We start from the raw sequence: 8,108 nt of genomic DNA, 5'->3' as shown, positions 1-8,108 counted from the left end.
GGTGGCGCCGCCGTTGCCGAGTTGCAGTTGCGCGCCCGCGCCGATCGTGGTCACGCCGGTGTAGGTGTTGGCGCCGGTAAGCGTCCACTCGCTGTCGTCGGCGAGCGTCACATTGCCGGCGCTGCCGGAGTCACTGATCACGCCGGCAAATTCCACGCCGGTCTCGGTGCTGATGACGGTGAGCGTTTTGTCGCCGAGCTTGATGTCGCCTTCGCCGCGGACGTTTTGCAGGCGCTGGTTGTAGAGGTGGAGGTCGAAGGCCGCGCCGGCGTCGATGATGACACCCGTGCTGCTTGCGATCACGTTGGCGGCGCCGCCCATGACCGTGGTGTTGTCGGTGATGAGGGTCGCGCCGGTGTAGTCGTTGCCGGTGTGCGCGAGGGTGATTTCCTCGCCGCCGACAAAGGTGAAGCCCGCGCCGCCGGTCGTGCCGGTGAGCTTGGCGCTGAGGGTTTTGTCAAGCGAACCGGTCGAGTCGATGATGACGGCCTCGGCGGAGTTGATCGACTCGATGGAGATGAGGCCGTAGTTGAGCAGGATGTCGCCGCCCTGGGTGATGGCGTTGTAGCCGTAGGTGTTCACGCCGACATCGGCGATGCCGCCCTGGTTTCTGAAGGTGATGAGGGTGTTGTCGGTGCCGGAGGCGAGAGCGTTGCCGTCGCTGTCAACGAGGTCGAAGCCAATGCCGTCGGCCGGGCCGCTGATGGTCGACTCAACGATGGTGCGCTTATTGAGCTCGAAGTCGGGCGGGAGGACGTCCACGTCGAAGATGCTGCCGTTGAGTCCGTCGCCGGGGGGGATTGGCGGGTTGATGCCGGAGAGCACCTCGGTGTCCACGCCGATCTTGCTGGCGGCGAGGCCGCCGCTTTCGCTGACTGCGAGGGTTTCGACGGTGAGCTTGTAGGGCGGCAGGCCCGCGGCGGTCGTGTCGGTCTTGACCAGGAATGTGCCGCCGGCCAGGTCGAGGCCGCCGATTTCGCGGTTGGCGTCGAGCGTGGTTTCGCTGCTGGCGTTGAGTTTGAGGGTCGCGTTTTCGAGCGCGCTTTCCGAGGTGGCGAGGTCGAAGACTGTCTTGTTCCCGTATGCGCTGCCCACGCCGACCGTGCCGGTGAACGCCGTGCCCATCGCGGGGTCGAGCGCAAAGGTGACGCTGGGCGCGCTAACCGTCGCCGTGCCGACGAGGTCGAGCAGACCCGCGCCGGTGAGCGGGTTGACGAGCGTGGTCGTGCCGGTAGTGTCGGCGGTGCGCACTTCGAGGATGGCGCCGGCCTCGATGTTCACATCCGAGCCGTTGAGCTGGTATTGCTCCCAATCGACGATGAGCTTGCCGGCGTCCACCGTCGTCATTTGCTGCGCCATGAACGCGCCGGGGTGCGCGTCGATTGTCCAGGTGCCCGCGCCTTGCTTGACGAGCGTGCCGGTGAAGGTCGTGTTGCCGGTCACCGCGTCCGAGTAGAGTTGCTCCGTGCCCGTGTCGCCGTTGAGCGTGAGCAGTGAGGATGCGCCGAGGATGCGCAGGTTGCCCGCGAGTGTGCTGCTGTTCCACAGGTTCACTTCGTTCGCCGCGTCGGCGGCCAGGTTGACCGCGTAGGCACCGCCGCTAATCACGCCGCCGATGGTGTTGGTGACGACGACGGCAACGGTGTCGGCGCCCACGCCGATGGTCGCGCCGGTGATCGTGCCGGCGTTCATGATGGTGCCACCCGCGTCAAGGGAGATTCCATAATTACCCTGAATCAGGCCGGTGGACTCATTGGTGATCGTGGCGTGGCCCCCGGCAATGATGCCGGCGCTGTTCGCGCTGATGATCGTGCCGCTGTTCGCAATCGTGCCGCCGCTTCGCAAATCAATCGCCGCGTCTGCCGCGCTGATGAGCGCGCCGGCGGCATTTTCCACCACCGTTGGCGCGTTGAGCCCATACCCGTAAACGCCGCGGTCGCCCTTGAGCGTGCCGGTGTTTTGCACCGTGCCGCCGAAAGCGAGTTGCACGGCGGCGTCGGCGCCTTCGATCAAGCCGTCGTTGGTGACCAGGCCGGAGGCGTTTGCAATACTCACGCCGTCGTTGGCGAGGCCACGGATTGTGCCTGCGTTGGTAACCGTGCCGCCGTTGGCAAGAAACACGCCGGTTTGGCCGGAGATTAGGCTGTCGGCAGTCGTGTTGGTGATTTCCGAGGACTGGCCGGCATGGACGCCGTAGCTGCCCGTGCCGACGATCGTGCCGGTGTTGGTCACCGTGCCGCTGCCGGCAATATGCACGCCGGTTCGGTTGCCGTTAATGTAACCGCCGGTGTTTTCCACCCCGGCATTGGTGCCCGAATATACGCCGTCCTCGGTCGTGCCCATGATTGTGCCGTTGGTGTTGCGCACCGTGCCGCCCTCGCCCAGCCACACGCCGTTCATGCCGCCTTGGATTTGGCCGCCGGTGTTTTCAACGACGATGGGGTCGTTTACGGCGATGATGCCGCTGTCGGCGTCGCCGAGGATCGTGCCACTGTTGGTCACCGTGCCGCCGCCGGCAAGATGCACGCCAAAGTCGTCGCCCTTGGCCAGGGCGCCGTGGTTGTTGATGATTGCCGCGGTGTCGCCGGCATAAACGCCCGCGGCGTCATCGCCGAGGAGCGTGCCGCTGTTGACGACCGTGCCGCCGGCGACCATATGCAGGCCGTCGAAGCCGCCCTGAATCAGGCCGCCGTGGTTGTTGGTGATTGTCGCAATCGCGTCGGAATGGACGCCGAAGCCGAGTGAGCCTAGGATCGTGCCGCTGTTGCCCAGCGTGCCTCCGCCGATCATGGACACGCCGGTTTCCCCGCCCTTGATCAGGCTTGTGGCCAGTGTGTTCTCGACCAGCGCGTCCCCGGCAATGGAAAGGCCGGTGCTCGTGCTGCTCGTGCCGGTGATCGAGCCGCGGTTGGTCACCGTGCCGTCGGCGCCGAGTTCCACGCCATATTCGCCGCCTTGGATGCGGCCCGAGTTGGTGAGCGTCGCCTCGTCCTTCACATAAACGCCCGCGCTGCCCGTGCCGATGATCACGCCGCTGCTCGAAATCGAGCTCGTCCCGGCAACGTGAATGCCGGTCGTGCGGCCTTGCACCTGGCCGGAGTTGCTGACGTCCGCATTGGTGGCGGAATAAATGCCGTGGGTGTTCGTGCCGGTGATCACACCGGTGTTGCGCACGCGTCCGCCGCCGTCCATCCACACACCGATGTTGCCGCCCTGGATTTGGCCGCCGGTGTTTTCAACCACCGCGATTCCGCCCGTGTAAACGCCCACTGAGCTCGCGCCGCTGATCGTGCCGGAGTTGGTGACCGTGCCGCCTTGCGCAATCTCCACGCCTGTGGCCGCGCCGGTGATCACTCCGCCCGCCTTGTTGTCCACGCGCGCCACCGCCCCGTCGATCAACACACCCTGGTCGTTGCCGATGATCGCGCCGGAATTGGCGACCGTGCCACCGGCCCGCAGGTTGACGCCAACCGTCGCGTCGCCGGTGATCACTCCGCCCGCCATGTTGTTCACGAACGCAACCATGCCCTCCGAGTCAATGCCGTAGGACTTGCCGTAAATTTCTCCGCTGTTCACAACCGTCCCCCCGTTGGCCAGGTAAACCGCCGTGTCCGCCTTGATTTCGCCGCCGAGCCGGTTGTCAACCAGCGACGTGTTGTCGTTGCCCGCCATGTAAACGCCGAAACCCTCGCTCGCGATGCTGCCGCCGGAGAGGTTCACGACACTGGCGCCGTTTTGTCCGATATAAACGGCCGCGTCGTCCAGATTGAGCGTGCTCACGCCAATGGTGCCGGAGTTGGTGATCGTGCTGCCCGCCGCACCCGAGGCACCGTCGAGATACACGCCCGTCCCGCTGCCCTCAATGAGGCCGCGGTTGTTGATGCCCGCCTTTCCGCCAGCCCAGGCGCCGACGCCGGCATCGCCGAGGAGCGTGCCGGTGTTGTCGAGCGTGAGGCCGGCCACCGTCTTGACACCGTTGTCCTTGCCGCTGATCAGCGCGCCGGCGTTGTTGGTGACCGTGGTTTGGCCGGAGGCGTGGCTGTTGTAAATGCCGTCACCGACCAGGCCGATGATCGTGCTGGAGTTGGTGATTGTGGCCTCCAATGAATCCAAGTTTACGCCCGTGTCGCCCCGGATGAGACCCTCGTCGGAATTGCCCACGCTGGCAACGCCCTTCGCGTCCACACCGGCGTCGCCGCCGACGATCGCGCCGGAGTTGGTGACCGCGCCGCCATTCGTGAGACGCACGCCGGCGGTCGTTCCCGAGATCGTGGCGTCATGCCTGTTGTTGATTGTGGCGGTGTCGGCGGCATCCACGCCGAAGCCGACGCCCGCGTTCGTGCCGGTGATGGAGCCGGAGTTGGTGACCGTGCCGCCTTGCACAAGGTTCACGCCTGCGAGGTCGCCGCTGATAAGCGCGCCCTCCTTGTTGGTGATCGCCGCGGTGGCCGTCTCGGAGACCACGCCGATGCCGCCCGCGGATGTGCCCGTAATCGTGCCGGTGTTGGTGACGCTGCCGGCGGAGGCGAGCCGCACGCCGATGGCGCCGCCGCTGATGATGCTTTCCGTGCTGTCGTTGTTGACCGAGGCTCCGCCGCCGGCCACCACGCCGGTGCTTGTGGCGGAGGTGCCCGTGATGGAGCTGTGGTTCTTGATGGTGCCGCCGGCCAGCAGGGTGACTCCCGTGGCGCCGCCGATGATCACACCGTGCTCCTCGTTGCGAATGTTGACGGAAGCGTTTGTCGCAAGGATGCCGTTGCTGGCGGCCCCGGTGCCCTTGATGATCGCGTTGTGCGTGTTATGCACCGAGCCGCCGCCGCTTAGCTTGACGCCCGAGGAGGCGCCCTCGATCAGGGCGTTGTTGGTGATCTCGGCGATATTGCCGGCGGTATCAAGGCCGATGCTCGAACCGCGGATCGAGCCGGAGTTGGTAACCGTGCCGCCCTGGGCAATAGACACGCCCGTGGCACCGGTGATGTAGCCGCCCGCGTTGTTCGTGACGAGCGTGGCGTTATTGTTGGAGTAAACACCAAGTTTACTGTCACCATCGATCGTGCCGGAATTCGCGATCGTGCCGCCCGCGTTCAGCCTGACACCGGTGTTGCCACCCCGAATCAGGCCGCCGACGTTGTTGGTCACCAACATGGCGTTGTTGCCGGAAGCGACCCCATACATGCCAGTGCCGCGAATCGTGCCGGAGTTCTCGACCGTGCCGCCGGCAGTCAGCCAAACGGCGCTGTTGCCGGAGATGGAGCCGCCGGTGGTGTTGCTCACGAGCGTGGCATTGTTGAAGGAATAAACTGCAGGCGAAGAACTACCGTTAATCCTGCCCGCATTCGCGACCGTGCCACCGGCGTTCAGCGTGATGCCGGTGCCTTTGGAGGCAATGTTGCCGCCCGCGTTGTTCGTGACGAGCGTGGCGTTGTTGTTGGAATAGATTCCCGCCCCAAAAGTGCCACCGGCAATCGAACCGGAGTTGGTGACCGTGCCGCCCTGGGCAAGATTGATGCCGTAGGAGCCGCCGGTGATGACGCCGCCGGCGGCGTTAGTGACGGCGATGGCGGCGTTTTTCGCCTCCACGCCGGTGTCGGACGTGCCGGTGATGGTGCCGGAGTTGCCGAGCGAGCCGGTGCCCTCGAAGGAAATGCCGACGAGGCTGCCGACGGGCGCGAGGGTGTTGGTGTAAACATAACCGTTCGCCAGGGTCAGCGCCGTGCCGGTGACATTGATGCTGCCCGTGCCAGTAAGCATGGAATTGATTTCGAGGTAAACGCCGCGGTTGCCGGTGATCGCGCCGTCGTTGCGCACGGTGGTGTTGCCGCCCGCGTAAACGCCGCCTTCGATGGTGGCTCCCGCGGTGTTGGAGACAAGGGCCGTGCCCGCGTCGACGCGCACGCCGTAGCCGGTGGCGCCGGAAATGGTGCCGGAGTTGGTGACGGTGCCGCCGGACGTGAGAAGCACGGCATTGTTGGCGCCTTGAATCACGCCGTCCACTTTGTTGTCAACGAGTATGCCGACTTCGCCATAGACGCCGCTGCTACTGGTGCTGTTGCCTGTGATCGTGCCGGAATTGATCACCGTGCCGCCGTTGAGCAGCGAAACGCCGCCGCCGCCCTGAATCACGCCGCCAGTGGAGTTGGATACGAGCGCGGTGGCACCGACAATGCGAACGCCGTAGTTTGTGTTGCCGCTACTACTCATAATGGTGCCGGAATTGAACACGGTGCCGCCGGACGCGAGATACACGCCCCTGCCGGCGGTGCTTTGAAGCACGCCGCCCGCCTTGTTGTCGACGAGGATGCTGGCGGCGCCATGGACGGCGGGGTTGCTGTTGCCTGTGATCGTGCCGGAATTGCGGACCGTGCCGCCGTTGAACAGTTCAACGCCGCCGTTGCCCCGAATCACGCCGCCGACGGTGTTGGAAATGAGCACGGCGGAGCCGGTGCCGGAAACCGCATAGTTGCCGCCCGTGCTGGAAATCGTGCCGGAATTGGTGACGGTGCCGCCGGCGGCGAGTTGCACGCCGTAGGTGCCGCCCGAGATGTCGCCGCCAGTGGCATTGTTCACGAGTGTGTCGTTGCTGTTGGAATAAACGCCGACGCTCGCGCCGGTGATACTGCCGGAATTGCGCACTTCGCCGCCGACGAGTTGCACACCGTAGGTGCCGCCAGTGATGAGGCCGCCGGAGAGATTATTGAGGAGCGCGTCCGAACTGGCGAAACCAACGCCGGTGCGGCCTGCGCGGATCGTGCCGGTATTGGTGATCGTGCCGCCGCCCATAAGATAAGCGCCCCCCGCGTTTATGCCATCAATAAGGCCGCTGTTGGTGAGCGCACCCGATGCGCCAAAAATGGTCACGCCATAGTCACCACCCAAAATCGTGCCGGAGTTGGCGACCGTGCCGCCGCTGTTGAGTCGCACGCCGCGCTCAACACCGGCGATGAGTCCACCGGTGGCGTTGCTAACGAGCGTGGCAATGTTGTCGGAATAAACGCCGGCACCGCCGACGGCGGTGGCGCGGATCGTGCCGACGTTGGTGACAATGCCGCCATTCACGAGACTCACGCCGTAGGTGCCGCCAGTGATGACGCCAGCCGAAGCATTGTCGATCAGGGTGTTGATGTTATTGGACAGGATGCCAACGCTGCCAGTGCTGGTAATGGCGCCGACATTGCGCACCGTGCCACCGCCATTGAGCCACACGGCCCTGTTAGCGCTTTGAATCACACCACCCGCATTGTTGTCGACGCGGATGCTGGTCTGGCCATAGACGGCGCTGGAAGAGCTGATGCTATTACCGATAATCGTGCCGGAATTGAGCACCGTGCCGCCGACGGCAAACGAAATGCCTCCCTCTCCCCGGATCAACCCGGCGCTGTTTATCAAACTGCTGGCGGAAGAATTCACCGCGTAGTTGGACAATCCATCCGCAAGGGCGCCTGAGTCGATTCGCAACTCCACGCCGGCAACCGAAATAGTCACGGCTGGGCCCCCGGTAACAGACCCGGAACTCAGGACATGCGTGCCAGGGGCGCTGGCGTTATAGTTGGTGGTTCCACTGGTAATGGGAATTGTCTGCGCGGACAATTGCCCGGCAAAAACCGCGAAGGCCGCGGACAGGCAAAGCGCGAGGAGGCCCCGCGCACGGTTGCGAACCAACTGGTGTGGCTTAACGTGATTTAGCATGTTCATAAAACTGAATAAAGTGCCGGTAAAAAAAATATAATTATCACGGCTAATATTGCAGGGAAAATCCATTGGCAATTATCTATTTTGAGAAAATGAAAACCATTTTCATGCACTGGAGGAAAGCCCTCGGTTGAGTTGCGAAAAGAATACGAAGCAACGCATAATGACGGAGCCCTGCACGGGGAAAGCACCCCGCCGGTTAAAGGCCAAAGCTCACTCGCAAGTGGCATCCCCTCTCGAACCGAGCCCACGATATCAATCCCATGGGGTATAAAAAGGGCGCCTCACGCGGCGCCCTTTTAACATATATTATTCGCGGGGAACTTCTTACCAGGCGCGGCGGTAGCCGAGGCTCAGCGACCAGGGCCTCTCGTAGTCCGAGGCCTTGTTGTATTCATAGTCAAAATACACCTGGCTTC

Annotated in this window: 1 protein-coding gene; it reads right to left on the bottom strand. The window is 63.9% G+C overall.

What is annotated here, in order from left to right:
* A partial coding sequence (locus M2447_RS13505) for a hypothetical protein (RefSeq protein ID WP_277559029.1) occupies positions 1–7,482 on the bottom strand: 7,482 nt, incomplete at its 3' end.
* Between the last annotated feature and the right edge of the window lie 626 nt (positions 7,483–8,108).

Source organism: Ereboglobus sp. PH5-10 (assembly GCF_029504735.1).
In the GTDB taxonomy this organism is placed as follows: Bacteria; Verrucomicrobiota; Verrucomicrobiia; order Opitutales; family Opitutaceae; genus Ereboglobus.
Note: the sequence above shows the minus strand (reverse complement) of the source record. Positions and strands in the feature narration are given on the sequence as shown.